Annotated in this window: 1 protein-coding gene; it reads right to left on the bottom strand. The window is 64.4% G+C overall.

Going from position 1 to position 236, the window contains the following annotated elements; all coding sequences use genetic code 11:
- The coding region (locus ACSNOK_RS36230) for a potassium-transporting ATPase subunit KdpA (protein ID WP_436784894.1) at positions 1-236 on the bottom strand (236 nt) is incomplete at both ends.

Raw genomic sequence — 236 nt, 5'->3', positions numbered from 1 at the left:
ATAAAGGACCGCCCGCGTCGCATCGACCCAGAAATTGCCCAAGCGGCCGTCGCCCTTGGCGGCAAAGCCGCGCACGATCGCCACCGCGACCGCCATGCCCGTGGCGGCCGAGACGAAGTTCTGCACCGTCAGCCCGACCATCTGGGACAGGTAGGACAGCTGGACCTCTCCGGAATAGGCCTTCCAGTTGGTGTTGGTGACAAAGCTGATTGCGGTGTTGAAGGCCAGGTCCGGCG

Source organism: Streptomyces sp. URMC 126 (genome assembly GCF_051386555.1).
In the GTDB taxonomy this organism is placed as follows: Bacteria; Actinomycetota; Actinomycetes; order Streptomycetales; family Streptomycetaceae; genus Streptomyces.
This window is presented reverse-complemented; position numbering and strand designations above follow the sequence as displayed.